The sequence below is a fragment of the Pseudomonas sp. LTJR-52 genome (genome assembly GCF_003691465.1).
Lineage (GTDB): Bacteria > Pseudomonadota > Gammaproteobacteria > Pseudomonadales > Pseudomonadaceae > Chryseomonas > Chryseomonas luteola.
Genome location: NZ_CP033105.1, coordinates 2,570,621 through 2,596,078, shown reverse-complemented (window position 1 = coordinate 2,596,078; position 25,458 = coordinate 2,570,621). Strand labels below are relative to the sequence as shown.

The 25,458-nt window shown below is 55.5% G+C and carries 24 protein-coding genes; 9 read left to right on the top strand and 15 right to left on the bottom strand.

Going from position 1 to position 25,458, the window contains the following annotated elements; genetic code table 11:
• Positions 1–18 precede the first annotated feature (18 nt).
• The 13 genes from EAW52_RS12205 to EAW52_RS12145 all read right to left on the bottom strand — a co-directional run bounded on the left by EAW52_RS12205 (position 19) and on the right by EAW52_RS12145 (position 13,251).
• Positions 19–1,317: an Nramp family divalent metal transporter gene (locus EAW52_RS12205; RefSeq protein WP_122042600.1), complete on the bottom strand. Its 1,299-nt coding sequence runs from the start codon at positions 1,315–1,317 to the stop codon at positions 19–21.
• Positions 1,318–1,519: 202 nt separating this feature from the next.
• Positions 1,520–2,473, bottom strand: coding sequence for a 2-hydroxyacid dehydrogenase (locus EAW52_RS12200; protein WP_122042599.1), 954 nt, complete (start codon positions 2,471–2,473; stop codon positions 1,520–1,522).
• A 252-nt stretch (positions 2,474–2,725) separates the two neighbouring features.
• A complete protein-coding gene (gene gudD / locus EAW52_RS12195; protein WP_122042598.1) occupies positions 2,726–4,081 on the bottom strand; it encodes a glucarate dehydratase in 1,356 nt (451 codons plus the stop codon).
• A gap of 100 nt (positions 4,082–4,181) precedes the next feature.
• Positions 4,182–5,525: an MFS transporter gene (locus tag EAW52_RS12190; protein ID WP_122042597.1), complete on the bottom strand. Its 1,344-nt coding sequence runs from the start codon at positions 5,523–5,525 to the stop codon at positions 4,182–4,184.
• 129 nt (positions 5,526–5,654) lie between these two features.
• Positions 5,655–6,566, bottom strand: coding sequence for a 5-dehydro-4-deoxyglucarate dehydratase (gene kdgD / locus EAW52_RS12185; RefSeq protein WP_122042596.1), 912 nt, complete (start codon positions 6,564–6,566; stop codon positions 5,655–5,657).
• Positions 6,567–6,687: 121 nt separating this feature from the next.
• Positions 6,688–7,416: a FadR/GntR family transcriptional regulator gene (locus tag EAW52_RS12180; RefSeq protein WP_122042595.1), complete on the bottom strand. Its 729-nt coding sequence runs from the start codon at positions 7,414–7,416 to the stop codon at positions 6,688–6,690.
• A 164-nt stretch (positions 7,417–7,580) separates the two neighbouring features.
• Positions 7,581–8,018: a DUF2628 domain-containing protein gene (locus tag EAW52_RS12175; protein ID WP_122042594.1), complete on the bottom strand. Its 438-nt coding sequence runs from the start codon at positions 8,016–8,018 to the stop codon at positions 7,581–7,583.
• A 313-nt stretch (positions 8,019–8,331) separates the two neighbouring features.
• Positions 8,332–8,583 carry a hypothetical protein gene (locus EAW52_RS12170; protein WP_122042593.1) on the bottom strand — a complete coding sequence of 84 codons (252 nt, stop codon included), beginning with the start codon at positions 8,581–8,583 and terminating at the stop codon, positions 8,332–8,334.
• Positions 8,580–9,191 (bottom strand): membrane integrity-associated transporter subunit PqiC, encoded by a 612-nt coding sequence (locus EAW52_RS12165; protein ID WP_019365694.1) that lies wholly within the window; start codon positions 9,189–9,191, stop codon positions 8,580–8,582. Before EAW52_RS12165 ends, EAW52_RS12170 begins: the two co-directional genes overlap by 4 nt.
• A complete protein-coding gene (locus tag EAW52_RS12160) occupies positions 9,188–10,864 on the bottom strand; it encodes an intermembrane transport protein PqiB (RefSeq protein ID WP_122042592.1) in 1,677 nt (558 codons plus the stop codon). Before EAW52_RS12160 ends, EAW52_RS12165 begins: the two co-directional genes overlap by 4 nt.
• A complete protein-coding gene (locus tag EAW52_RS12155; protein WP_010798254.1) occupies positions 10,854–11,471 on the bottom strand; it encodes a paraquat-inducible protein A in 618 nt (205 codons plus the stop codon). The genes EAW52_RS12160 and EAW52_RS12155 overlap by 11 nt, the downstream gene beginning before the upstream one ends.
• Positions 11,468–12,079 (bottom strand): paraquat-inducible protein A, encoded by a 612-nt coding sequence (locus EAW52_RS12150; RefSeq protein ID WP_122042591.1) that lies wholly within the window; start codon positions 12,077–12,079, stop codon positions 11,468–11,470. Before EAW52_RS12150 ends, EAW52_RS12155 begins: the two co-directional genes overlap by 4 nt.
• Positions 12,080–12,297: 218 nt before the next feature.
• On the bottom strand, positions 12,298–13,251 hold the full coding sequence (locus EAW52_RS12145) for a LysR family transcriptional regulator (RefSeq protein ID WP_196122091.1): 954 nt from the start codon (positions 13,249–13,251) through the stop codon (positions 12,298–12,300).
• A 126-nt stretch (positions 13,252–13,377) separates the two neighbouring features.
• On the opposite strand from EAW52_RS12145, the gene EAW52_RS12140 reads away from it, so the two are divergent.
• The 6 genes from EAW52_RS12140 to EAW52_RS12115 all read left to right on the top strand — a co-directional run bounded on the left by EAW52_RS12140 (position 13,378) and on the right by EAW52_RS12115 (position 19,534).
• Complete coding sequence (locus EAW52_RS12140) at positions 13,378–14,751, top strand: MFS transporter (protein ID WP_122042590.1); 1,374 nt, start codon at positions 13,378–13,380, stop codon at positions 14,749–14,751.
• Positions 14,748–16,274, top strand: a complete 1,527-nt coding sequence (locus EAW52_RS12135; RefSeq protein ID WP_122042589.1) for a CoA-acylating methylmalonate-semialdehyde dehydrogenase — start codon at positions 14,748–14,750, stop codon at positions 16,272–16,274. The genes EAW52_RS12140 and EAW52_RS12135 overlap by 4 nt, the downstream gene beginning before the upstream one ends.
• A gap of 37 nt (positions 16,275–16,311) precedes the next feature.
• Entirely contained in the window at positions 16,312–17,196 is an 885-nt protein-coding gene (gene mmsB / locus EAW52_RS12130; RefSeq protein ID WP_122042588.1) for a 3-hydroxyisobutyrate dehydrogenase, read from the top strand.
• A 107-nt stretch (positions 17,197–17,303) separates the two neighbouring features.
• A complete protein-coding gene (locus tag EAW52_RS12125; RefSeq protein ID WP_122042587.1) occupies positions 17,304–17,834 on the top strand; it encodes a hypothetical protein in 531 nt (176 codons plus the stop codon).
• Positions 17,835–17,912: 78 nt separating this feature from the next.
• Positions 17,913–18,188, top strand: a complete 276-nt coding sequence (locus EAW52_RS12120; RefSeq protein ID WP_122042586.1) for a peptidylprolyl isomerase — start codon at positions 17,913–17,915, stop codon at positions 18,186–18,188.
• A 122-nt stretch (positions 18,189–18,310) separates the two neighbouring features.
• Positions 18,311–19,534, top strand: coding sequence for a DUF445 domain-containing protein (locus EAW52_RS12115; RefSeq protein WP_122044790.1), 1,224 nt, complete (start codon positions 18,311–18,313; stop codon positions 19,532–19,534).
• 41 nt (positions 19,535–19,575) lie between these two features.
• On the opposite strand, the gene bglX is transcribed toward EAW52_RS12115, so the two are convergent.
• On the bottom strand, positions 19,576–21,873 hold the full coding sequence (gene bglX, locus EAW52_RS12110) for a beta-glucosidase BglX (RefSeq protein WP_122042585.1): 2,298 nt from the start codon (positions 21,871–21,873) through the stop codon (positions 19,576–19,578).
• Positions 21,874–22,157: 284 nt separating this feature from the next.
• Between bglX and EAW52_RS12105 the strand changes: the two genes are divergently transcribed.
• The 3 genes from EAW52_RS12105 (at position 22,158) to EAW52_RS12095 (ending at position 25,036) form a co-directional block, all read left to right on the top strand.
• Positions 22,158–22,904 carry an NYN domain-containing protein gene (locus EAW52_RS12105; RefSeq protein ID WP_010798264.1) on the top strand — a complete coding sequence of 249 codons (747 nt, stop codon included), beginning with the start codon at positions 22,158–22,160 and terminating at the stop codon, positions 22,902–22,904.
• A 127-nt stretch (positions 22,905–23,031) separates the two neighbouring features.
• Entirely contained in the window at positions 23,032–24,576 is a 1,545-nt protein-coding gene (locus EAW52_RS12100; protein WP_122042584.1) for a sensor domain-containing diguanylate cyclase, read from the top strand.
• 121 nt (positions 24,577–24,697) lie between these two features.
• Positions 24,698–25,036 carry a hypothetical protein gene (locus EAW52_RS12095; RefSeq protein ID WP_010798266.1) on the top strand — a complete coding sequence of 113 codons (339 nt, stop codon included), beginning with the start codon at positions 24,698–24,700 and terminating at the stop codon, positions 25,034–25,036.
• 2 nt (positions 25,037–25,038) lie between these two features.
• Here the strand turns inward: EAW52_RS12095 and EAW52_RS12090 are convergent, their stop codons facing one another.
• Positions 25,039–25,383 carry a hypothetical protein gene (locus tag EAW52_RS12090; protein WP_122042583.1) on the bottom strand — a complete coding sequence of 115 codons (345 nt, stop codon included), beginning with the start codon at positions 25,381–25,383 and terminating at the stop codon, positions 25,039–25,041.
• Between the last annotated feature and the right edge of the window lie 75 nt (positions 25,384–25,458).

The window sequence follows — 25,458 nt, the reverse complement described above, 5'->3', positions numbered from 1 at the left end:
CCCCTCAGGCCATGTGGATCAGCTGAACAGATTAATACCCAGTTGGAAAGCAATCCATACGGCCAAAGCCGTCGCGAACCCCAGCGCGATATTCTCGAACCAGTTGTTCCGGTATTTACCCAACAGTGATTTCTGGTTGGACATGATCAGCAGTCCAAGGGAGATCACCGGCAAACCAATGATGTTCAAGGCATTGACTGCGATCGTCAGGGTAACGAAGTTAGGCATTCCCGGAAGCGACCACACCAATGGCGTAACCAGGATGAACAGCATGAACCACTTATGCATCGGATCATGGTGCAGGACCTTGCCGTAACGCTCACGGCGACCGGGGCGGATGTACTGGAAAGCATCGGTAATCAACATGGGCAGGGCGGTTGTCTTGCCTGAAATGCTGGCAAACAGCGTTGCGAACACGCCCACAAAGAAGATCAGCCATCCCCCTTGGCCAAAATACAGCTCCAGCGCAGCGCCCAGATCATCCAGCGTATTGACCTGAATACCGTTGGGTCGCAGGATCTCTGCGCCTACGACCCAGATGGCCAGGTTGATGATAATGCCGACAATCACCGCAAACAGAAGGTCGTTACGCTGGATGCGTTTGTGCTCAGGCCCTGTCCAGCCTTTTTCCTTCATCACATAGGGGTGAACGAAATTGGAAAACGAACCCGCCACGGCACCGATGACAGATACCGCCACCAGCAGCGCACCGTGAACGCCTTCATCGGCTGGTATGCTGAAACCGATGGTTCCACGCAGGATGCCGCCCATATCCGGCGTAGCCATGATCGCCAGGGTCAGGAAGGCCAGTGTCATGATAGCCAGTAGCAACTTCATGACGCCTTCGATCATCGCATAGAAGTTTCGCCCCACCAGCATCCACACGGCCAGCACGACCGCCACCGAGCACAATAAGGGCTGGTTAATGTGCAGTAATGTCGAAAGCGCCTCGCCGGCCCCCTTGATCATGTAGGCATTGGTCAGGTGTGCCATGATCAGCGCATAGCCAAACATGAAGTAGGCGAAGAGCGGGTGAAGTTGGGCATAGCCTTGCAGGATGCTCATGCCCTGGTTGTTGCACAGCTGGAAGCGGGCAATGATGTTGACGATCAAGAAGCGGAGCAAAAGGGATACGGCCAATACCCACATCATGGCATAGCCATAATTCGAGCCGGCGACCGATGAGGTGATCAGGTCGCCCGCGCCTAGCCAGGAGAGCACTGCGATAATGCCAGGGCCGAGCACCTTGGCGAGGTTGGAAAGAGAATAACGGGAAGTACTGACTGCCTTTTTGGAAACCGATTCGGTATGTGCCATGACGTAACTCTCTGAATAGGTTGATTGTTCTTGTCACTATCAAGAGCGTTTTGCAGTCCAATGTCGGCAGACCTACTGCAGGCCATGGAACGGGGTTCGGACAAGCCCGCCTCGTTGGTATGTAAGCGATCTGAAGGTGGTCGTGTCTCCTGTTGAGAAGGGAACGTTAAGCCTCCGGTGAAGCCGTTGGAGGCTCGGTGGATTACACGGGGGTCTTGAGTTTTCCGCTCGTGAAATACAGATTGAGATTTTCAAGCACAAGATCGGCCATGGCCTGACGTGTCTCATGTGTCCCGCTGCCCAGATGGGGTGTCAGGACAACGTTATCCATTTCCAGCAATGGCTGAGGCACTTCGGGTTCATGGGCGAATACATCAAGCCCGGCGCCTGCAATAACGCCTTGTTGCAGTGCACTTACTAGCGCGGCTTCATCTACCACCGAACCACGGGCAATGTTGATCAGGAAGCCATCCTTGCCCAATGCCTGTAGTACGTCTGTACCGATAAGGTGATGGGTCGCGTTACCACCGGGGACCGCCAGCACCAGAAAGTCGGACTGGCTAGCCAGCGCCTTCAGGTCCGGCTCGTAGCGGTAGGGCACATTTGCTTGTTGATGGCGACCATAATAAGCAACATTCATGTCAAAGGCGGAAACCCGCTTGGCTATGGCTTTGCCAATGTTGCCCAACCCCACAATACCGCAGGTCTTGCCGCCGAGCTTGCGTCCCAGGGGAAACTTTTCCTTGAGCCAGCGGCCATTGCGAACGAAGCGGTCTGCCGCGCTGATGCCGCGAGCTACGTCGATCAGCAGGGCAAATGCAGTGTCGGCCACGCAGTCGTCCAGTACGCCTGGTGTATTGCTGACCGCTACCCCTCGGTCTCGTGCAGTGGCGATGTCGATTGCGTCATAACCCACGCCGAAACTAACGATAACTTTTAGGTTGGGAAGCGCCCGCATTACCTCGCCTTTGCAGCCATGAATTCCGCTGGTGACGATACCGTGAATGGCGTTGCTATGGGTATTCAAGAAGGCTTGCGGGTCCTCTGCCTCCCAAAGCTTATGGGTGGTGTAGCTGGATTCGATTTCTTGTTGCAAGGCCGGCAACAGAGGGCCGATCAATAACAGGTTAGGCGCTTGAGTCGTGGTCTCGCTCATGATGTTCTCCAGGAAGAAGCCAGTGCGATACGCTGCGTTCGCTCGCAGCGGGTACGGCCTTATCGTGTTAGCAGAGAAAGTAAGAACCGTTTAAGCAATTGTGAAGACAATGCACTGCATTGCATGCCGGTCCGGCAAGTGAAACGGAGCCACTAGAGTAGAAGTTCGAATTCATGAATGCGTCCCGAAAGTTGTTGTTATAACGGGCCTGGACGTGACTTCTCACGCCCAGGTATAGCGTAGCGTATTTAATTAACGCACCATGCAGGGACGCTTGTTATTGAATGTCCAGTTCGGCACGAGGAACTGCATGGCGACAGCATCATCCCGCGCACCCAGTCCCATGCCTTTGTACAGCTCGTGGGCCTTGGCAACCTGATCCATGTCGATCTCGACGCCTAGTCCCGGCTTTTGCGGAACAGCGACCAGACCGCCCTTGATCTGGAAGGGCTCCTTGGTCAGGCGCTGACCGTCCTGCCAGATCCAGTGTGTATCGATGGCTGTGATTTTTCCTGGCGCGGCCGCAGCGACGTGGGTGAACATGGCCAGGGAAATATCAAAGTGATTGTTGGAGTGCGAACCCCAGGTCAGACCCCAGTCATTGCACATTTGCGCAACACGAACTGAACCTTGCATCGTCCAGAAATGCGGGTCGGCCAGCGGGATATCCACGGACTGCAGCTGGATAGCATGACCCATCTGACGCCAGTCGGTCGCAATCATGTTGGTAGCAGTCGGAAGGCCTGTGGCGCGACGGAACTCAGCCATCACCTCACGGCCAGAGTAGCCATCCTCAGCTCCACAGGGATCTTCGGCATAGGCCAGTACGTCATGCTTGTCACGGCAAAGGGCGATCGCCTCCTTGAGTGACCAAGCACCATTTGGGTCCAGCGTGATCCGCGCTTCGGGGAAACGTTCAGCCAGAGCCGTCACCGCTTCCATTTCTTCTTCGCCGCGCAGCACGCCGCCCTTGAGTTTGAAGTCGTTGAAGCCGTAGCGGGCATGGGCTGCTTCGGCCAGGCGCACCACAGCTTCCGGCGTCAGGGCTTCCTCATGGCGCACACGGAACCAGTCATTATCGGCCTCTGGCTCGCTGCGGTAGGGAAGATTAGTCTTGTTGCGGTCGCCTACGTAGAACAAATAACCCAGCATTTCTACGGTGTCGCGCTGCTGACCTTCGCCCAGCAGGGCGGCAACCGGAACGCCCAGGTGCTGACCGAGCAGGTCCAATAGGGCGGCTTCTACAGCTGTTACGGCATGAATGGTGATGCGCAGGTCAAATGTCTGTAGGCCTCGACCAGCAGCATCACGATCCGCGAACGTACGGCGCATCTGATTAAGGATGTTGTTGTAGGTACCAATGGTCTGTCCAACGATGAGTGCACGAGCATCTTCAAGGGTCTGCCGGATCTTTTCGCCGCCGGGCACCTCACCCACGCCAATATGGCCTGCATTGTCTTTCAGGATAACGATATTGCGAGTAAAGAACGGACCGTGTGCGCCGCTGAGGTTGAGCAGCATGCCATCGTGCCCTGCAACCGGAACGACCTGCATGTCGGTGATGACGGGCGCTTGTGTGAGAGCTTCATGAGTGACCTGTACGTTCATACCTATTCCTCTTCACGCTTTATTCTTGTGGCAGGCAGTGGAGTACTGCCGGTACGCTTGTTTAGATAACGCCCAGCGGTAAAGCCGGGCGTAGTGGGAGTTAAACGGGCTTGGGTTCCAGGCCTGCGCTGCCAGCGTCTGGTTTCTGTCCTTTGGGCTTGGTCCGGGCAAAGAACACCACGATGGCCGCCAGGATGGACGTAGCTGCCAAGCCGTAAAGGCCGCCCTGGATCGAGCCGGTCCGCTCTTCAAGAATGCCGAAGACAGTCGGTGCAACGAAGCCACCCAGGTTGCCCAGCGAGTTGATGAGGGCCAATACGGCTGCTGCGATGCGAGCATCCAGGTACGCCTGGGGAATCGGCCAGAAGCATGAGGATGCGGACTTGAAGCCGATGGCGGCGAAGCAGATGGCAACGTAGGCAAAGATGGGGCCGCCTGTGGTCGACATGAACATGCCTGCCGCCGCTACCAGGAGGGCAACGGCAACCCAGGCCTGCTGGAATTTCCAGCGTGCCGAAAGCGAGGCGAAGGCATACATGGCCACAATGGAGATCAGCCAGGGTACGGAGTTGAACAACCCGACCTCAAAGTCGCTGATGTTGCCCATTTTCTTGATGATGCTGGGCAACCAGAACGTGGCGGCATAGATGGTTAGCTGGATGGCAAAGTAAATCACGCAGAACAGCATGATCTGGGAGTCTTTAAGCAGTTGCATCAGAGTCGGTTTAACCGTCTGTGCCTGTTCTCGCTGACGTTGCTCATCCTCAATGGTTGATACCAGAGCATCCTGCTCTTCGCGCTTTAGCCATTTGGCATCATGGGGCAGTGAGTCCAGCCAAAACCAGACAAAGCCGCACAGCGCAACGGAGAAAAGCCCCTCGATCAAAAACATCCACTGCCAACCGTGCAGGCCCAGCCCCTCGATTTGCAGCAGGGCGCCTGTCACCGGGCCGGAAATGATCGAGGCGATAGCCGATCCGGAAAGGAATAGCGCAATGGCCTTACCACGCTCGGCACCGGGTAGCCAGCGAGTGAAATAGTAGATGACACCCGGAAAGAAGCCCGCTTCGGCCACGCCGAGCAGAAAGCGCAGGATGTAAAAGTGCGTTTCGTTCTGGATAAAGGCCATCATGGCAGCCACGATGCCCCAAGTGGCCATGATGCGTGTCAGCCAGGCGCGTGCGCCAACCCGTTGTAGCAGGATGTTGGAGGGGACCTCAAACAGCGCATAGCCGACAAAGAACAGACCAGCGCCCAGACCATAGGCGGCTACACCAATGCCCAGGTCAGTTTGAAGATGGTTTTTGACAAACCCGATGTTCACGCGATCAATGTAATTGACAATGAACATGATGATGAACAGCGGTAGGACATGTCGCTTGACCTTGGCGACTGCGCTCGCCAGAACGTCGGCTGATACAGCCGATTGAGCGGTGTGGCTCATGAATGCTCTCCCACTTTTATTGTTGTGGCGGGTACTGCATTGTCAAAAAGGGCGGGGCGGACCGCCCTTGGCTGTAAAACAGGCTCGGTTGCAATACGCTGCGTAGGGGCACGCAACCGGGCCAAATGCTTACTGCGGACCGAGTTTGTCCATCAACGCAGCCAGACGCTCGTACTCGTCAGGCTTGAGGTCGGTCAGCGGTGCACGCACCGGACCGGCATCATAACCTGCGATCTTCGCACCGGCCTTGACGATGCTTACCGCATAGCCTGCACAGCGGTTACGGATGTCCAGGTACGGCAGGAAGAAGTCATCGATCAGCTTGCCCACGGTCTCGTGGTCATCCCCAGCAATGGCTTTGTAGAAGTCCATGGCCGTCTTGGGAACAAAGTTGAACACCGCCGAGGAGTACACCGGTACACCCAGCGCCTTGTAGGCCGCGGCATAGACTTCAGCGGTCGGTAGGCCACCCAGGTAGGTAAAGCGATCACCCAGACGACGGCGGATGGAGACCATCAGCTCGATGTCACCCATGCCATCCTTGAAACCGATCAGGTTTGGGCAGCGCTCGGCCAGCATTTCCAGCTGGTCAGGCTTCAAACGGCAGACGTTACGGTTGTACACCACCACGCCAAATTTGACGGACTTGCACACCGCCTCGACATGCGCGGCTACGCCTTCAGGGCTGGCTTCGGTCAGGTAGTGCGGCAGCAGCAAGATGCCCTGGGCGCCCAGGCGCTCGGCTTCCTGAGCCTGCTGGATCGCCACGCGGGTTGGGCCACCGGCACCGGCCAGAATCGGGACCATGCCCTTGCAGGTGTCCACGGCCGTTTTGATGATATCGGAGTATTCCTTCTGGTCCAGCGAGAAGAACTCACCGGTGCCGCCAGCCGCAAACAGAGCGCTGGCACCGTAGGGCGCCAGCCATTCCAGGCGCTTGATGTAGGTATCGCGGCGGAAATCGCCCTGCGCATCGAAATCGGTTACCGGAAAGGACAGCAATCCGGATGAAAGGGTGTGCTTGAGTTCTTGCGGATTCATGTATTGCACCCTGCTGAGAGCCATGAGGTTTGTTGTTGTGGATTTAGCCTAACCTCTCATCAGTCGTCATACAAGTGGGTGCGATGCTCTTTTGCTTATTTTTTGATTGCAGCTGGCCCTTCTAAAGTGACTGCATCACTTTTACCAATCGTTCTCGGCTGTTACTAAGGTGCAGACGCATAGCTGCCGCAGCCCCAATAGCATCCTGCCGGGCAATGGCGTTATAGATGTCTTCATGTTCGGCATCGCGCCGTTCAAGATAGGCTTGGGACAGCGAACTTTCATTAAAGGCCTTGTTCAGGCGCATACGTGGAATGAGTTCTCGGCTAAGGCAGCTCATAATCTCTGTAAAGTAGCGATTGCCGGTTGCCTGGGCGATCAAAAGGTGCATTTCCATGTCGAGATCCTCTGAGGGAGAGGACGCTCTTGCCCGCGCCTGCATACGGTCGAGCAGGGCTCTAAACTGCATCAGATGGGCCTCTGAGCGCCTTTGCGCTGCCAGGGCTGCCGCTTCGGACTCAAGGCTGATTCGGACTTCAACGACTGAAAGTACATCCTGCAGTGTCTCTACACTGGAGGGATCAATCATGCCTGATAGCCGAATAATGGGCTCGCAGACAAATGTACCGATACCTTGCCGGGTGACTACCTTGCCATTTGCCTGAAGGTGGGAAAGCGCTTCACGAACAACCGAGCGACTCACGCCATGAGCCTTCATGATTTGCGCTTCGGAAGGCAGTTTTGCGCCAGGGCTAAGCTGGCCATCGCGTATCTGGCTATCGAGAATATTGGCCAGCTCCTGCGAAAGATTACGCGAGCGTTTGGTGAGAAAAACAGGCTCGGAATACATCTGAACACCTTGTTATTTGGATTAATTAGCCGGTCTACCTATAAGATGTCTGACAAGTCTGGCGCTGTAAAGCGATTTTGCAGTAGAGTTACGTTGGCTATTTTGATAAATAACTAACGTCGTTGTAAAAATTTAAGTCTTCCAAGCTCAGAGAGCTAGCCCGCCTAAATCCATCCGAAAGCCGAGAAACCTTCCCACGGATTCCAGCTCTGCGTATTTTTCATTTCTTTAAGGTAATAGGCGTAATTGGCAGTCATTGAGTTAGCAATCGCAAAGCTTATGCTAATGCCAAAGTCGAGCGCTTGGGGGACATCAATCCCCGTTAGCTCCTGAAACAGAAGTTCAAGTAAGCCGGTAGAGAAGGCAATGCCTAACATGGCTAAACCTTTTTTCTTTAAACCTAACGCAAAAATCAAATAGAAAGGTCCGAGAAAAAAGGCTGGCCAGCATCTAATGATCAGGAGCTTTTTTCGAAAAGGAAGCTCCTTGAATGCCTTTTTGCAGGTAGCGGTTTTAGGTGCACTATAGGTTTCGTAAAAGGCAAAACGCTCTTGCCATTTTGACGAATATGACGCTTCTCTGGAGGGTTCCGTGGTGTCCATATTATTGCTCCTTGGCGTGTGGCCTGTATTTCTTTACTAAGGTGTATCCGCAAAGTTCATCCATACATGTACGGCTTGGAACAAGCCTGTGTATGGCAAGGGGGGCGAGCATACCGAGGTGATGGGAGGTTCGGTTTCTACCCTGTCTCAAAATGCTTATTTGAACGTATTGAAAGGCGGCCTAGTTCAAAACAGCAGGGGCTACACAGGTAGAAAGCCTACTGCCTGTGAGAAGGGATCATCAGTCGTAAAGCCTGAGTAAACACGCAGTAGGTACAAGAGGGCGTTTTAGCCCCCTATATGGAGGCGTGGCTTACATGCCGCAGCTGGTCAACGTTCCAGTTTGATAGTTCACTTCATTGCCAAGGCTAAAGAGTACATCGCTCGAAAAGGACGTACTTTCTACAAAATAGGCGCTATGCTCTCGCAGGCGCTTGGCCAAGCCGCTTGCTTGCTCGACGGGTAGAAATAACAGGACAAACGCGGTGCCGAAGGCAAAGCAGACTTCAAAGACACTGGTTTGTGAGCAGGCGTGGCGGATACGCAGGTACCAATCGATCATCATGGGCATTCTGTAGTCGGCAGTTCGTTCCAACGCTGCGCGGTTTGCGCAATGGTTTTGGCTAGAGTAGCAATAGCCTTCTGATGGGCTATGACGAGGCTTTCAAGCTCCATGCCGGCAGGCTCGCGAATGATACTGCTGCAGGTCAACGTTCGGCGTGGGCTACCTTCGCTTCTCAGGTTAAGGCTCCAAACCACATCAATCAAGGCATACCGCTCGGGCAGCATGTCGAAGCGGCGTACATCAGTGCGTAGCGTCAACACCGGCTTGCCGGAGGTTTTGGGAAGTCCCGCCAGATCCCGGACGCCGAGCTGTTGCTCCAGCTGACCTGCCAGGGCGTCATGAAATTCATCGCCAAGCGGCGCGCTCCAGCGTTCGGACTCCAGAATGGCGAGGCTACCATTGCTTTGCCTCACCACCAGTTGGGGCTGGTCAACCTGCACAGGCATGCGCACAGGCGCAAGCTCGAACTGAAACGCTGCGGGGGCGGTGTGAGAACCCACCTGGCCAGACAGGGGAGGCAGTAGCGTGTAGTAATGCGTAGGGGCTGAGCTGCACGCGGCAAGCCCCAGCGTGGCCACTATTGCAGCCAGCGATAAGCGAAGGGTCATGGCTGGGACTCCATTTCAATGTCTCGAGAGGATGACTTCCCATTATAGGAGCCGGGCGCCGCTTCCTCGGTACGGCCACGAATCAGCGACTCGGGATGGCGGCTCAGATAATCGGTCAGTACACGCACGGAGCGAGCGGTTCGCTGGACCTCGTCCATGGCTTGGTTGACCTGCTGACGTGCCGGCGAGTCTTCATCCAACGTTTCGTTGGCAGTCTTGAGCGTGTTTTGCAGCTCCTCGAGCGTACCTCGCATTTGCGGCAACACATCGCCATTGACCTGTTTCATCGTTTTCTGCAACTCGTTCAGGCTGCCGTTCAGGTTGTTGGCAATCGAGTCGATAGGTAGCTTGCTGATCTTGTCGACCATAGCCTGCAGCTGCTCCTGTAGCTTATCGAACCCGCCTGGAACCGTCGGAATCTCAAGAGGACGACTGTTGGGGTTGAAGCTGACCTTGGCCGCCTTGGGATCGAAATCCAGCGCAATATAAAGCTGTCCTGTCAGAAGGTTGCCCGTGCGGGCCTGGGCTCGCAGACCTTGCTCGACCAGACGCTTGATCAGTTGAGCGGATTGCTCTTCGCTTTCACCGCCGATCTGCTTGACCAGCTTGTCATGGGCACTGCCCAGACGCTGCGGATAGACCACTGCACCTACCGTAGTCGGGAACCGCTGCGTTTTGGGGTCATAATCAAGATCCACTGAGACAACCCGGCCGATATTCACCCCCAGGAACTCCACGGGAGCATTCACCGCAAGTCCGCGTAAGGACTGATTGAAACGCAGCCGAATAAACCGAGGTTCGCCGGAGGGAGGCGCCAGTGCCGTCTGCTGGTCGTTATAGAGCGTGAATTCGTAGTGCTCTGGAGCTGGTTTGGCGTCCGGGCTGTAATTAGGCTCTCGAAAGGCAATGCCGCCCGCCAGAATGGAGGGGATCGTCTGGGTGTTGACCTTCAGGCCGCTGGCATCAACCGAGACGTCAATGCCGCTGGCATTCCAGAAGCGGGTATCGTCGGTCACAAACGCATCGTTGGGCGAATTGACGAACACCTGAACATCTACCCCCTTGCCATCTTCCGTCAGGTTATACGAGATGACCTGGCCTACCTGAATGCGGCGATAGTAGACCGGCGAGCCAATATCCAATGAGCCAAGATCGTCGGTATGAAGGGTAAAGCGCTTGCCCCTTTGCCCGTAGGTGACAGGGGGAGGGTTTTCCAGTCCGACGAAATCTTTTTTGGTCACTTCGGAACGGCCAGCGTCCGCGCCGATAAAGGGACCGGAGAGCAGTGTGTCTACACCGGAAACCCCGTTGGCGCCGATACGCGGACGGACCACCCAATACTGGGTATCCTCGCGGGTAAAGGGTTCGGCTGACTTATCCAGGTCAATCGTGGCGGTAACGTGGGTGCGGTCTTCGCTAAGGGCTATTCGGGTAACCGTACCGATTACCACGTTCTTGTACTTTACCTGGGTTTTGTTTGCTTCAAGCCCCTCAGCCGTTTGAAAACTGACGTTGACCTGAGGACCTGCCCGCAACCAGCTGTTGACGACCATGGATAGCCCTATCAGAGCCGCCACGATCGGGACCAGCCAGACCAGAGAAATACTGAAGCGCCGCTTTCTGATCTGAGGCGTGCCAGGGGTTGGAAAAGCAGTGTTCGGGTTATTCGACATCATTTACCTCAGCGTCCCAGATCAGGCGCGGATCAAAGCTCATGGCAGACAGCATGGTCAAGACGACGACCAGGCCAAAGAACAGGATACCCAGACGGGGCTCGATCGTGCTCAAGGCTCGGAATTGAACTAGCGCAGCCACCAGGGCCACGACCAATACATCGAGCATCGACCAATAGCCGATCAGCTCTACGAAGCGATAAAGCTTGGCCCGTTCGCGCATGGCCCAGCGGCTGCGCCTTTGACAGGTAATCAGCAAAGTACCCAGGACGCAAAATTTCATACAAGGCACGGCAACGCTGGCAATGAAAATCAGGATAGCGATGTCCCACGAGCCGTGCTGCCAGAACTCGATGACACCGCTCATGATCGTATTTTCACTGCCCCCGCTGAACATGCTGGTATACATCACCGGCAGGACATTGGCTGGCACATAAAAGATGATCGAAGCAAGCAGAAACGCCCAGGTACGGGCGATGCTGTTGGGTTTGCGTGTATGAACCGGCGAATAGCAGCGCGGGCATTCATGCGCTCCCTCAGGGCAGACAAATCCACAGGTATGGCACAGGCAAACCTTGAGTTCGCGCGCGTAGGGCGGTTTATTCATGTAACCGGCACCTCCAGATCGTCCCAGAGGTAGCGGATGTCACGACCGGCAATGAGAATAATCAGCACCGTCAGCATGGCCATGGCCCATAAGCCGACGCCAGGCGAAACGTTGAGCATACCGGCCAGTTTGATAATGGCTACGAGAATGCCAAGCAGGCAGACCTCCAGCATGCTCCAGGGTCGTAAATGCTCAAGCGCCCGCATACAGGCCCTGAACCCTGGGGCCATTTCGCCCACATAAGCGTAACCCAGCACCCAGCCCAGCAGCAGGATCTGAAACAGCGGCGCGAAGATAATCGCCAGGCCTGCCACCAGCGCAATCAACGTAATACGACCTTGAGCCAATGCCTCGACAGATTCCCAGAGCGTGGCCTCGTTGCTCAGCCCTTGCAAGCTGATGTGCATGATGGGGAAGACGTTGGCCAATATGAACAGGATGCCAGCTGCCAGCGTAAGGGCGAACAACTGTTCGACATTGAGCCGTCTGCTACGCTCGATCACGGCATCGCAACGCACGCAGCGGGCAGCTTCGCCCCGCGCGAGTGGGCGCCGATGGTAGACCGAATCGCAGTGCTCGCAGATGATCCAGTCAGGGTGTTGAGGCATGGCTGATGGTGTGCATTGGATAGGTTTCGGTGAAGTGTGGAAACGCCGACCTGTCGACCAGCACCTGATCGTTAGGATACTGCGTTAGGCCGTTTCGCTGTATGGGTGTTCGAAACGGTGCGTTGTCGATTTTGTAACAAGGACACATAGAGCACCGTACTTGTTTCATATGACCGGTAAAAACCTGTGGGTGGTAGAAGCGTTAGATACGCTGTAGGTCACGAAGGATCGATGAATCTCATTTCACTGGAGGCGCCGCTTAACAGTGGTTCGTTTAGTTCGGCGCAGGCTTTGAGGTAGTCCCAAAGTAGCGTAACGCGCTTCAATGCCCGCAAATCCTCCTGACAATACATCCAGAAATGCCGTGTTATTTGGATTTCCTCCGCAAGCAGCGGTTGCAAACGGAGATCCGGGCCGGCCAGAAAGCAGGGCAAGATCGCCAGCGAGCGTCCCTGAAGCGCCGCCGTATATTGAGCGATTACACTGGTGCTGCGTAATACCGATCGAGCGCTTGGAACAGCGTGTTCCAAATACAACAGCTCCGGGCTAAAAGCGAGATCATCTACATAGGTGATAAAGGTATGCTCAGCCAGATCGCTCCGATCATGAATGGGGCCGTGCCGCTCTAGATAGCCCGGAGTCGCATAGAGCTTGAGCTGGTAATCACACAGTTTCGTGCAGACGTAAGGCCCTCGTTCAGGCCGCTCCAGGGTAATGGCAATGTCTGCCTCACGTTTGGACAGGCTGATGAAATGCGGAACCGGCAAGACATCGACCGTCAGGCTTGGATAGGTTTGCTGAAAATGGCTGACTTGCGGCGCGATGAAGAAGCTGCCGAACCCTTCTGTGGAGCCAATTCGGACATGTCCCGACAGGGACAGCCCTGCGCCGGCGACCTCTTCACAGGCCGATTGCAGCGTGCTCTCGATAGCCTCTGCATAGCCCAGGAGCCGCTGGCCTTCGGTGGTCATTGCAAAGCCGCTGCTGCGTGATTTTTCAAACAGTAAGGCGCCTAGCGTCTGCTCCAGAATACGGATACGGCGTGACACCGTCGTGTAGTCCACCGCTAGCCTGCGAGCCGCGCCGGTAGCCGTTCGTGTCCGGGCTACCTCCAGGAAAAACTTGAGATCGTCCCAGTCAAGTGCGGCAGGGGACATGAGATTTTTTTGCATATCGGTCCGGCTTTTTTGTGCGTTCTTATCGGAAGTTTGCACATCTATACTCCGAAACAGCCGCAAGCGCCAGAACGCGATTCCGGCTGATGACACCTCGCACAACAATAATAAGCGGAGGCGTTTATGACTACAGGCACGCCATCACCCAGAGCGACCTCATCTGGTCGCAAGCACTATCGGATCGCCGGGTTGGCCAGCATGGCCGGAACCACCATTGAGTGGTATGACTTTTTCCTCTACGGCACTGCTGCGGCATTGGTCTTCAATAAGCTGTTCTTTCCTGCCCTTGATCCCATGAGTGGCGTACTGGCTGCCTTTGCCACCTACGCCGTGGGGTTTCTTGGTCGTCCCATGGGCGGCATCGTGTTTGGTCATTTCGGTGACCGGATTGGGCGAAAATCCATGTTATTGCTGACGCTCATGTTGATGGGCGTTCCTACCATCGCCATCGGCCTGATTCCCACCTATGACCAGATCGGCTATTGGGCAGCCTTGCTGTTGGTAGTCATGCGCTTCCTGCAAGGTATGGCCGTAGGCGGAGAGTGGGGTGGCGCCGTGCTGATGGCGGTCGAGCATGCGCCGGAAGGCAAAAAAGGCTTTTATGGCAGCCTGCCGCAGACTGGTGTTGGGGCAGGCTTAGTACTGGCCTCGTTGGCCATGGGGGCGGTGGCCACTTTGCCAGAGGAAGATATGCTGGCCTGGGGATGGCGGCTGCCATTTCTGGCCAGTGTGGTACTGCTGGGTATCGGCTGGCTGATCCGGGTAAAGGTGGCGGAGTCGCCTGACTTTGAACGGCTCAAGCAGGAGGGGCGTAAGGTCAAGATCCCCTTGTTTACAGTGCTCAAGGAGCACCCTCGGGAAACTCTGGCCATCATCGGCGCCCGCACGGCTGAAAACGCCTGGTTCTATATGGCGGTCACCTTTGCGCTGGCCTATGCCGCCAATCAGCTCCAGATTCCCCGCGCCAGTGTACTGAATGCTATTACCGCCGGTGCCGCACTGTCCCTGGTCACCATGCCGTTCTGTGGTTATCTCTCTGATCGGGTAGGGCAGCGGCGTCTCTATTTCACCGGGCTGCTCCTGCTGTGCGTCTTTGTTTATCCCTTCTTTGCCATGCTGGGAACACGTGAGCCCCTGCTTGTTTGGTGGGCCATGGTGCTGGCCGTGGGCGTAGTGTTTCCCATCCTGTATGCGCCTGAGTCATTGTTGTTTGCCCGTCAATATCCAGCGCAGATTCGCTATAGCGGAATTTCGCTCTCGGTTCAGTTTGCCGGCGTTCTGGGCGGCGGATTTGCACCGATGATTGCCACTACGCTGCTCTCGGTGGGAGAGGGCAATCCGCGATACGTCATCGCCTATCTGCTGGTCATGGGTGCGATCGCATTGCTTTGTACGGCCCTGATGAAGCCGGATCCTCAGGTCGGCCGCGCCGCTATTTCCACTACCGCTTCCCGCCCCGTTAGCGTGGTCAATTCCACCTCAGGAGAATCCCTATGAACGCCCCCTTGAATGATGCCAAGGCTGATATCAGCCAAGTCAAACTGCTGATCAACGGTGAGTGGGTGAACTCCAAAACGCAGGAGTGGCGTGATATTGTCAACCCGGCAACTCAGCAGGTGCTGGCTCGTGTTCCCTTTGCCACGACCGATGAGGTCAATGCGGCGATCGCTGCTGCCCAGCAGGCGTTTACCCGCTGGAAGCGTACGCCTATCGGTGCGCGTATGCGCATCATGCTCAAGTATCAGGCATTGATCCGTGAGCATATGAAGCCGATTGCCCAAACGTTGAGTGCCGAACAGGGCAAGACCGTGGCTGATGCCGAAGGTGACATCTTCCGGGGTCTGGAGGTCGTCGAGCACGCCTGCTCGGTGGGTAGTCTGCAGATGGGAGAGTTTGCCGAAAACGTGGCGGGCGAGGTGGATACTTATACGCTACGCCAGCCTATTGGTGTCTGCGCAGGCATTACACCCTTCAATTTCCCGGCCATGATCCCGCTGTGGATGTTCCCCATGGCTATCGTCTGTGGCAATACGTTCGTGCTCAAGCCTTCCGAGCAGGACCCGCTTTCCACGATGCAGCTGGTCGAGTTGGCGCTTGAGGCCGGCATTCCACCCGGTGTACTCAATGTGGTACACGGCGGAAAGGACGTAGTCGATGCGCTGTGTACTCATCCCGATATAAAGGCTGTCTCCTTTGTCGGGTCTACAGCCGTTGGTACTCATGTTTACAATCTGGCGGGTCAGCACGGCAAGCGTGTGCAGGCGATGATGGGCGCCAAGAATCACGCGGTGGTGTTACCCGATGCCAACAAGGAGCAGACGCTTAATGCATTGGTAGGTGCGGCTTTTGGTGCTGCCGGCCAGCGCTGCATGGCCACTTCGGTGGCTGTTCTGGTAGGTAAGACGCGCGAATGGCTGCCGGAGCTCAAGGCCAAGGCTGAACAACTCAAGGTCAATGCCGGGTCCGAACCGGGGACTGACGTTGGTCCGCTGATCTCCAAACAGGCCAGGGAACGTGTGCTCGGTCTGATTGAAAGCGGGGTGGCGGAAGGTGCTTCATTGCTGCTTGACGGCCGCAATGTTCAGGTGCCCGGATACGAGCAGGGTAATTTCGTAGGACCTACGCTGTTTTCCGGCGTTACGACAGACATGCGTATCTACACGGAAGAAATCTTTGGTCCGGTTCTGCTGACCCTCGAAGTTGATACGCTGGATGAGGCGATTGCTCTGGTAAATCGCAACCCCTTCGGTAACGGAACTGGGCTCTTTACCCAGAGCGGTGCAGCGGCTCGCAAATTCCAGAGTGAAATCGATGCTGGTCAGGTAGGAATCAATATTCCGATCCCGGTACCGGTTCCCTTCTTCAGCTTTACCGGCTCCCGCGGTTCCAAACTGGGTGATCTAGGGCCTTACGGTAAGCAAGTCGTCCAGTTTTACACCCAGACCAAAACCGTCACGGCCCGCTGGTTCGACGATGACAGTGTCAGCGATGGGGTGAATACAACGATTACCTTGCGTTGATAGGAGCGGTCCTCAACGTTATAGAAGGAGAATAACCATGCGTATTGCCTTTATTGGTTTGGGAAACATGGGGGCTCCGATGGCGCATAACCTGCTGAAAGCCGGACATGCGCTCACGGTCTTCGATGTCAACGCACAGGCGGTTGGCGCCCTGGCGGAAGCGGGCGCCAAGGCGGCAAACTCTGCCCGGGACGCTGTACTGGAATGTGAGCTGGTCATTACCATGCTGCCTGCCGCGACCCATGTGCGCAGTGTCTACCTGGGTGAAGAGGGGCTTCTAGCGGCACTGCCTGACGGAGCCGTAGCGGTTGACAGCAGCACCATCGATCCTCAGACGGCCCGGGAGGTCGCCCAGGTGGCGGCGGAGCGAGGAGTCGCCATGGCCGATGCGCCGGTTTCAGGGGGGACGGGCGGTGCGCAGGCAGGCACCTTGACTTTTATGGTCGGCGCGACGCCTGAGCTGTTCAATCTCATACAGCCGGTACTCTCTGATATGGGTAGGAATATCGTGCATTGTGGTGAGGTCGGAACCGGACAGGTCGCCAAAGTCTGTAACAACCTGCTGCTGGGCATCAGCATGATCGGTGTTGCAGAAGCCATGGCGCTGGGCGATGCGCTCGGCATCGACACCAAGGTTCTGGCCAGCATCATCAATACCTCTACCGGACGCTGCTGGAGTTCGGATACCTATAACCCCTGGCCGGGTATCATCGAGACGGCGCCGTCTTCACGAGGCTACACCGGTGGTTTTGGGGCTGACCTCATGCTCAAGGATCTGGGGCTTGCCACTGAAGCGGCGAAGCAGGTGCGCCAACCGGTTCTGTTGGGTGCGCTGGCACAACAGCTCTACCAGAGCATGAGCCAGCGAGGTGAGGGCGGCAAGGACTTTTCCGGTATCATCGGGCTGTACCGCAAGCCTTAGCGCTGATCAGTCGGCCCAGCGCTAATACCACGCCGCTGGGCCAGCGAGTCGGCATCCGGCACCGCCTCCCTGTACACTAGGCATTCGATTATTTCCGGATGCCTCACATGAAAGACCAACTCCTTGAACTGATCACCCTAATCAGCTCCGGCTGTATGAGCGATGAGGAGATCGCGCGGATCGCTGACGAAGCTGCACAAGCTTATGCCGATCCCGAAGCGTTCCTGGCAGCCAATCCGGATATCAATTACGACGAGACCTTCCCGATTTCGCTGGGCGAGTGGGTAGTAGTCGGCAGTTTGCCGGAAACGGTACTGTTCCAGGCCGATAGTTACGATGAGCTGCTCCAGCACATCATGGATTCCTTCGGCAAGGATGTGCCGTTCAACATCAAACCCAAGCAGCTGGTGAAGGTTGAACCACTCAAAGCACTCAATCGGATCCAGGTTCAGCTGAGCAGCATGTACAAGGAAAAGGGTGGCTACACCCTGATGGATTTCAGTGAGCCACTTGATGATGAGCTGCAAACCGTTCTGGTGTATACCCATGACGTGCAGCGCGTACTGGATCTCTGCGCCGAGCTCGACATCTACGCGGCGCCGTCCTATGAAGCGCTAGAGAACGCGTTGGAAGACTGAGGCGTTCAGTCATCAACCTGCCATCTCTCCACTGGATAAACAGCGGGTCGGCCATTATCGACCCTGAGGTTCCCTTTTATGAAAGCCATGGCCAAGCATATTCTGGTCAAGACATCCGACGAGGCGGACGCCCTCAGGAAGCGCCTTGAAAAAGGCGAGGCCTTTGACGTACTGGCGAAGAAATTTTCGATTTGCCCTTCAGGAAAGCGGGGCGGCGACCTTGGCGAGGTCAAACCGGGCCAGATGGTCAGGGTGATCGATCAGGTGATTTTCAAGAAGTCGGTCGGTGATATTCATGGTCCGGTCAAAAGCAAGTTTGGCTATCACCTGGTCAAAGTGTATTACCGGGACTGAGCGCAGCCTGCTTAGTCACCCAGACAGGAACAACGACCCGAGCGAGGACCGTTTTGGCCAACGAACCTGTAACACCTGATGCACCTGCAAAATCCGATCGCTGGCAGTCCCCAGTCTTTCGCATGAAGATTCTGGCGGGCTGCCTGTTGCTGGCCGCCGCTGTCCTGTATGCGGTCGCTACCGCACTGCATGACATCCATCCTATCTGGGGGTATGTCGCCGCCTTTGCCGAGGCGGCGATGGTTGGCGCGATCGCCGACTGGTTTGCGGTTACCGCGCTGTTCAGGCATCCCCTGGGGCTGCCTATTCCTCACACGGCTATCATTCCACGTAACAAGGCGGGCATAGGGCGCAAGCTTTCGGATTTCATCTGTCTTAATTTCCTGTCCACCCCTCAGCTGATGGCAAAGGTCAGAGAATTCAACGCAGCCGACCAGCTGGCCGGCTGGCTGCAAAAGCCTCACCATGCCGAAGCCCTGGGTAATCATCTGATAGGGGTGGCCCGATTCGGTGTAGGTGCCTTGCGGGATGAGCGTGTTCAGCGCTTTATCCAGCGCACGGCGACGGCTCGGTTGCAGCAGGTTGACCTGGCACTGTTGAGCGGGCAGCTGCTGGATGTCATGACGGCAGACCGGCGCCATCAGGCCATGCTCGATGATGTGCTGCGTGAGATCGACCGCATGATGAGGGACGAAGATACTCAGGCGATGATTGCCCGTGCGATCTCTTCAGAGCTCAGCGCGTTGCGCTATGTTCGGCTCGATGAGTATGCGGGGCGCTGGTCGGCCGAGAAGGTCGTCAAGCGGATCTCGGTGCTCATTACCGAGATCAGCGAAGACAAGGATCATGAGATGAGGGCTCGCTTCGACCATTATGTCGCGGACTTCATCGAGAAGCTCAAGAACGATCCCGAATTTCGGGTGAAAGGCGAGCAGGTCCGTATGCAGCTGATCGAGCACCCCGCCATTGCCGGGTATCTGCAAGGGCTCTGGGATGATCTGATCGACTGGCTGCAGGATGATCTGGGCAAGGACGATTCCTCCATACGTCGACGCCTGATTCGTCTGACCCAAGGGCTGGGGGCTGCGCTGGCAGCGGATGCGCCTATGCGGCAATGGATCAATGATCAGATTGAGGAGGTGGCGCCTCCTGTCATTGAGCGTTATCGCGGTCAGGTTGGAGACTACATCGCCGAGCGAGTCGAAGCCTGGAACACTCACGAGCTGGTCGAACAGCTTGAAAAGAACGTAGGCAGGGACCTGCAGTTCATCCGCATCAATGGCACGCTCGTAGGCGGACTGGTTGGACTGATCATCCATACGGTCACCCAACTGCTGGTAGGGTAGCTGGGTGAAGAAGTGCCGGATGGCCCGGCACTTCCAGCTGGTTAAAGCAGGCGGAACTGCTGCTCCTTTACATCTTCCGAATCCAGTCCGATATAGACCTTGAATGTACCGGGCTCGGCGGCGTACTTCAGGTCTGCGTTGTAGAATTTTAGGTCTTCTTCACTGATGTCGAAATCGATAACCTTTTCTTCGCCAGGTTGCAGCATGACCTTGCGGAAATCCTTCAGCTCCTTGATCGGACGGCTGATTGAGGCAGTAACGTCTCGCAAGTACAGCTGTACAACCGTCTCGCCCGCGCGCTGTCCCGTATTTTTCAGCGTCACACTGGCTTTCAGTCTGTCATTTCGGTGCAGCGTTCCGCTGGAAAGCGTTATATCGGAAAGGCCGAAAGTGGTGTAGCTCAAGCCGTAGCCGAAGGGATAAAGCGGTCCGTTAGCCTCATCGAAATAGCGAGACGTGTATTTGCCCGGGTCCTTGGGATTGAACGGTCTGCCGGTATTGAGGTGATTGTAATAGATGGGTATCTGGCCAACCGAGCGTGGAAAGGTCATGGGCAGCTTGCCGGAGGGGTTGTAATCGCCAAACAAGACATCGGCGATAGCGTTACCGCCCTCAGTGCCGCTAAACCAGGTTTCCAGTAGCGCGTCGGCCTGTTGGCTTTCCCAACTCAGATCTAGTGGTCGGCCATTCATGAGCACCAGTACCAGAGGCTTACCAGTGTCTTTCAAGGCTCTGACCAAGCGGCGCTGATTGTTCGGAATATCGATATGGGCGCGGCTGGATGCTTCATGGGCCATGCCTTGCGACTCACCTACCGCGGCGACAATGACATCCGCTTTCGAGGCTACCTCTACCGCTTCTTCGATCATGTCTTCGGTAGAGCGGTGGTCTACCTCGACAGCAGGGTCGTAGGAGTTCAGATAGGCAAGAATACTGGCGTCATCAGTAATGTTGGCGCCTTTGGCATAGACCAGTGTGGCCTTGTCACCGACTGCGTTAGCCAGGCCCTGATAAAGGGAGACGGCTTGCTGGGTCATTCCGGCGGCTGACCAGTTTCCCATTACGTCACGCTGGCTCTTGGCCAGGGGGCCGATAACCGCAATGGTACCGTTCTTTTCAAGTGGGAGCAGGTTACCTTTATTCTTGAGTAGGACCTGACTTTTGCGGCCTACCTCCCGCGCGGCTTCTCGGTGTAAGCGGCTCTCGGCGTTGGTATCAAAAGGTGGATCGTTCGGTTTGCCCAGGAAGGCATAAGGGTCTTTGAACAGGCCCAGGTCATATTTGGCGCTGAGTACATAACGGCAGGCATCGTCGATTTCCTGTTGGCTGATTTCGCCGCTCTTGAGCAGGGCGGGGAGCTGGGTGCCATACAAGTCGTCGTGCATGTTCAAGTCCACGCCTGCCTTGATAGCGAGCTTTGCGGCTTCGCGCCCATCTTCGGCGACGCCGTGACGGATCAACTCGTTGATGGCGCCGTGATCACTGATGATGAGGCCCTTGAACCCCCACTGGTCTCTCAGCAGATCCTTTAACAGCCATCGATTGGCTGTGGAAGGAATGCCGTTGATGGCATTGAGCGAAACCATAACACTGCCCGAGCCTGCCTCCACTGCCGCCTTGTAGGGGGCAAGATAGTCCTGGAACATGCGCTGAGGGCTCATGTCGACCGTGTTGTAATCACGACCGCCTTCAGTCGCGCCGTACAACGCGAAGTGCTTGAAGCTGGCCATAATCGAATGCGTAGACGCCAGGTCGTCACCCTGATACGCCTTGATCAGTGTGCCGGCAATCCTTGAGGTCAGGTAGCTGTCTTCACCAAAGGTCTCGGAAACCCGTCCCCAGCGAGGGTCACGAGTGACGTCAACTGTCGGCGAGAAGGTGAGATTCAGACCGTCTGCACTGGCTTCCTCTGCTGAAATGCGCCCGCTCAAGGCAATCGCTTCCAGATCCCAGCTGGACGCCATCCCCAGGTTGATAGGAAAAATGGTGCGGTGGCCATGCACCACATCATAAGCATATAACAGTGGGATCTTGAGGCGGCTGTGCTCTACCGCCTGGACCTGCATCTGACGAATGTCGGGCCGAGTGACCGTATTGAACATCGCGCCTACCTTGCCGGCCCGAATGTCTGCCATGATGGCGTCCTTGGTGTAGTCAGGACCAACGCTTACCAGGTTGAGCTGGCCTATCTTTTCTTCAAGCGTCATTTGTTTCATGAGCTTGTCGATAAAAACACTCTTGTCATGTTCCCTGACTGAAGGGGCAGCGCGGTCTGTTTCAGCCAGCGCAGCAGCACAAAAGCATGCCGCCAAGGTTCCTAGCACATACAGCTTCTTCAAGTGACACCTCAAAGGGTTTTATTCTTCTTTCTCTTCTTGCAACGAAACGGCAAGAGTGAGCAGTTTCGCATAACAGCAAAATGCGGGCATGTGATTTCTGAAACGTCGAGTTCAGCCGGTTGACCGACTGTCTTTTTAGTTCGATAGGCTACTGTTTTCAGCTCCGTGATGTCATTCTGACAACCTGTGACTTAGGCGGATGGACGCGGCAGGGTATATTAGCTATCTATACTGATAGCGTTCATCGGACGTTGTCATGGTTTGCAGTTCAGTAAGGGTTACCCGTGCGCACAGGCATCTACGTCGATTCAGACAATATCAGCTCAAGTGGCGGCAGCTACATGCGCTACGAAACGCTCAGGCGTTTCTATGAGGCATCCAGCGTGGTCACTATCGCCAAGGCTTATCATGCCTTCGACGAAGTGCTGGCCGAAGAAAAGCCCGAGTATGCGAACTGGCATGCTGCCCACGTAGCCCGTATCCAGGGCGCCGGGTTTCGGTTGTTGATCAAGCCGGTCAAGCGCTACAACAACGATACAGGCACGTCCCGCAAGGGCAATGTCGATGTGGAACTCACTGTTGATGTCCTGACCCAAGCTGACAAGCTGGATCGGGTCGTACTGGTGACAGGCGACGGTGATTTTGTCGCGCTGGCACAGGCGCTTCAGGCGAAGGGCGTACGGGTGGAAGTCGTAGCGTTCAAAAATATCTCAAGCGATCTTGTCCAGATCGCCGATGTGTTCCTCAACGCTTATCTGATCCCCGATATTCTAGCTGGCGATGCTCAGCCCCGGGACCGAGTTATTCAGATCATGAATGTGGACCTGAATGGGCAGCGAGCCTTCTATTCCTGCCTGGAGCAGGCGCCCACCTCGCTCTCGCCGGACGATCCGGCCTGGTTGCGTGGCGAGCTCAGGTTGACCAAGTCGATGATTGACTCCCGTAATTTCCGTCCTGGCAAGATTCTCGCCTGGCGTGGACGTAACGCGGATGAGCAGGCGTTTGAGGTGCTGGCAACGCAGCGACTGTAAATTAATGCTGTCGCCATGTGACTTAGGGTGCAGGACGGCACTCTATGAATTAAGGTGATTTGCAGCATTAACCCTTACAGTATGCAATCTTTGTTTCAGGCTTTTGGTCTTCCAGGTTTGCCTAGATATGCTTGATTTCGAAAATGGGTACGACTCGAAGGCCAAGCGGTTACCGCTACAGCTCCTGACGATTCTCTTTTTAGTCACGGTTTGCCTGTCAATGGTGGCATTGACGGCTTGGCAGGTCTGGAATTCGCGAAATGTCCAGATCAGCGAGGGCGAGGTCATGACCTCCAACCTTGCCAAGTCCTTGGCCCAGCATGCCGAGGATACGTTTACCGAGGCTGATGCCGTACTGCTCGGTCTGCAGGAGCGTATGGAGATAGATGGCACCAGCGCTCAGCACATGGCTCGGATGAGTGCGCTGCTCAGACGGCATGTGCAGGACCTTCCACAGCTTGAGGGACTGTTCGTCTATGATGAAAAGGGCAATTGGCTGGCGACATCCTTTCCGACGATACCGGCCAATAGCAACAATGCGGACCGTAACTACTTCAAGCAGCATGTCTCCAATTTCAATCTGACGCCGCACATTGATCATGCCGTGCGCAGCCGCTCTTCCAACAACTGGATCATTCCGATCTCGCGGCGTTTCAACAAGCCTGATGGAAGCTTTGGTGGCATCGTGTTGGCTACGGTCAAGATGAGCTATTTCCAACAGTTCTATGACAGTTTCAAGCTTGATGACGAGGGCGCGATCTTTCTTGCCCTGACCGATGGCTCGATCATCGCCCGACGACCTTTTAAAGATGAATACGTTAACAAAAGCATTCAGCAAGGTCCGATTTTCAGTAATTATCTTCCCGGCGCACCTGTAGGTGTCGCGGTGGTCCGCGCGTCCGTGGATAACGTTGAGCGCATGTATGGTTATCGCCAGTTAGAGCGTTATCCATTGGTGATGGGTGCCGCCTTGTCCAAAAAAGCTGTTCTGGCTAATTGGACTGACGAGACGCGCAGAGCCGTTGCCATGGTGGCGCTGATGCTGCTAGGCATGACGATGTTTGGGCTTTTACTGCTCAGGCAGATTCAACATGGCATACAGGCAGAGGCTGATCTGGTCGGTGCCAAACAGGAGCTTGAAAAGCTGGCCATGCACGATGGTCTGACTGGTCTCGCCAATAGACGGTATTTGGATACGTTGCTGCCTGCGGAGCTGGGGCGCGCGCTTCGTTATTCTCATCCGGTCGGTCTGATCATGATCGATATCGACTACTTCAAGACGTATAACGATCTCTTTGGCCATCCAGGCGGCGACGATTGTCTGCAACGTGTCGCCAAAGCTATCCAGAAAAGCCTCAACCGCCCCAGCGATGTTGCTGTTCGCTATGGTGGCGAGGAGATTTCGGTACTTCTACCAGGAAGTGATCTGGATGGATCCGTTCTGGTTGCGGAGCGGATTCGTGAAAACGTACGAGAACTCAAGCTGGCGCATCCTGGTAATCCAACCGGCTATGTAACGGTCAGCTGCGGTGTGCATGCGTATGTACCTAGTCGTGGCGATGAGTGTTCCGGCAAGAAACTCATCATGAACGCGGATCAGGCACTTTACCGTGCCAAACGTGACGGCAGAAATCAGGTTCAGGCGAACCGTGAGCCTTTTCATCAAGCATAATCTACATGCCGTAGATGAGAGTTTGCTATAAGATTACAGCCTAGTTTATTGTTTAAATTGAACTAATTCTCATCTGTAAGGTCTTTGCGCAACCTAGTTATCTGTAGTTGGGCAGGGACCTATGCAACATTTACGTTACGAAGCCATTTGTGGAAAGATCCGATACGCCCTGGCGCCTCTTCGCTGCGTCTTTAAACAAGGTGAGGCGTACAGAACTTTCAGCTTCATGGTTCACGATAAGGAAAATGGCATCCTGTTCAGTTCCGAGCCGTTGAACAGTGCTTATTTCAGCAACCCCATCGTATTGCATCATTACCTGAAGGATTTACGTGAGCGCCTGGCTGATCAAGGCGTTGCGCTCGCTGACTGGCAGGATTGCATTACGCTTGAAAAACTGGCGACATGGCGCAAGCGGGTATTACCCAAGCCAGGCCCCACCATGCGAGCTGCAACGTCCTGAGGTCAGTCGAATCGTCTGCCGTCTGAGAAGGGACGTATGTCCAGTCCTGGTTGCAAAGGCGGCTCTACATGATCAGGGGGCGGCTTTGGGCGTTGATAGTTTCTGGATTCGGCTATCAGCGCCTTGGCAGAACCGAGCAGCGCTTCAAGTTCAGTGTCGATCTGAATCAACCGGTCTATCAGATAACGTGCCTTGTCTGCGTATTCAGGATGAATACTGCCATCGAGCACCAAGGCCAGACGGCAAACCTCAGAGACATATGTCTGAAAACGTGCTGAATCGATGGCCGCTACAGCACTGTCGATACGAAACTCGCTGGCATCCTTGCTGGCATGAGTGAAACTCAAGATGATCTTCCATTCCACAATAAATGTAGGTTATTAGATCACAGGGCTAATGGTAATGGCTAATTGCCTTTATAT

Excerpts from the sequence above, each read along its gene's own strand:
- EAW52_RS12180 (WP_122042595.1), bottom strand. The coding sequence starts at position 7,416 with ATGTATTCCGAGCCTGTTTTTCTCACCAAACGCTCGCGTAATCTTTCG.
- EAW52_RS12145 (WP_196122091.1), bottom strand. The coding sequence starts at position 13,251 with ATGCAAAAAAATCTCATGTCCCCTGCCGCACTTGACTGGGACGATCTC.
- EAW52_RS12170 (WP_122042593.1), bottom strand. The coding sequence starts at position 8,583 with ATGATGATCGATTGGTACCTGCGTATCCGCCACGCCTGCTCACAAACC.
- EAW52_RS12115 (WP_122044790.1), top strand. The coding sequence starts at position 18,311 with ATGAAGATTCTGGCGGGCTGCCTGTTGCTGGCCGCCGCTGTCCTGTAT.
- EAW52_RS12100 (WP_122042584.1), top strand. The coding sequence starts at position 23,032 with ATGCTTGATTTCGAAAATGGGTACGACTCGAAGGCCAAGCGGTTACCG.
- EAW52_RS12150 (WP_122042591.1), bottom strand. The coding sequence starts at position 12,079 with ATGCCTCAACACCCTGACTGGATCATCTGCGAGCACTGCGATTCGGTC.
- kdgD (WP_122042596.1), bottom strand. The coding sequence starts at position 6,566 with ATGAATCCGCAAGAACTCAAGCACACCCTTTCATCCGGATTGCTGTCC.
- EAW52_RS12140 (WP_122042590.1), top strand. The coding sequence starts at position 13,378 with ATGACTACAGGCACGCCATCACCCAGAGCGACCTCATCTGGTCGCAAG.
- EAW52_RS12200 (WP_122042599.1), bottom strand. The coding sequence starts at position 2,473 with ATGAGCGAGACCACGACTCAAGCGCCTAACCTGTTATTGATCGGCCCT.
- EAW52_RS12120 (WP_122042586.1), top strand. The coding sequence starts at position 17,913 with ATGAAAGCCATGGCCAAGCATATTCTGGTCAAGACATCCGACGAGGCG.
- EAW52_RS12190 (WP_122042597.1), bottom strand. The coding sequence starts at position 5,525 with ATGAGCCACACCGCTCAATCGGCTGTATCAGCCGACGTTCTGGCGAGC.
- gudD (WP_122042598.1), bottom strand. The coding sequence starts at position 4,081 with ATGAACGTACAGGTCACTCATGAAGCTCTCACACAAGCGCCCGTCATC.
- EAW52_RS12165 (WP_019365694.1), bottom strand. The coding sequence starts at position 9,191 with ATGACCCTTCGCTTATCGCTGGCTGCAATAGTGGCCACGCTGGGGCTT.
- EAW52_RS12160 (WP_122042592.1), bottom strand. The coding sequence starts at position 10,864 with ATGTCGAATAACCCGAACACTGCTTTTCCAACCCCTGGCACGCCTCAG.
- EAW52_RS12205 (WP_122042600.1), bottom strand. The coding sequence starts at position 1,317 with ATGGCACATACCGAATCGGTTTCCAAAAAGGCAGTCAGTACTTCCCGT.
- EAW52_RS12125 (WP_122042587.1), top strand. The coding sequence starts at position 17,304 with ATGAAAGACCAACTCCTTGAACTGATCACCCTAATCAGCTCCGGCTGT.
- EAW52_RS12175 (WP_122042594.1), bottom strand. The coding sequence starts at position 8,018 with ATGGACACCACGGAACCCTCCAGAGAAGCGTCATATTCGTCAAAATGG.
- EAW52_RS12135 (WP_122042589.1), top strand. The coding sequence starts at position 14,748 with ATGAACGCCCCCTTGAATGATGCCAAGGCTGATATCAGCCAAGTCAAA.
- EAW52_RS12095 (WP_010798266.1), top strand. The coding sequence starts at position 24,698 with ATGCAACATTTACGTTACGAAGCCATTTGTGGAAAGATCCGATACGCC.
- mmsB (WP_122042588.1), top strand. The coding sequence starts at position 16,312 with ATGCGTATTGCCTTTATTGGTTTGGGAAACATGGGGGCTCCGATGGCG.
- EAW52_RS12155 (WP_010798254.1), bottom strand. The coding sequence starts at position 11,471 with ATGAATAAACCGCCCTACGCGCGCGAACTCAAGGTTTGCCTGTGCCAT.